The sequence below is a fragment of the Clostridioides sp. ES-S-0048-02 genome, assembly GCF_020658495.1.
Lineage (GTDB): Bacteria > Bacillota > Clostridia > Peptostreptococcales > Peptostreptococcaceae > Clostridioides.
On sequence record NZ_JACVWH010000092.1, the window covers coordinates 1 to 262 of the forward strand.

General features: G+C 31.3%; 1 pseudogene. It reads right to left on the reverse strand.

Annotated elements, in window-relative coordinates:
* A pseudogene (locus IC173_RS20555) lies at positions 1–262 on the reverse strand (hypothetical protein); the annotation flags it as partial.

The window sequence follows — 262 nt, forward strand, 5'->3', positions numbered from 1 at the left end:
ATTCCAATCCTTATGAATCATTTCATCATACTGCTTAATTAAACTCCTTAACTCACTCATTGCCCTACTCTGTGCATTAAGAAAAGATGCTTGCCTATCCCATGCAAATTGAAATTCATACTCTATCTTCTCGCTATTTTCTGTGCTTTCATGTTTCTTTAATTCCTTAATCATTTCTTCTTTATCTTTAACATACATTATCTTTTGTGCTCTTATTATTGCTGCATATTGAATGGTTATCTGTTCCCAAAGAATATCAAAT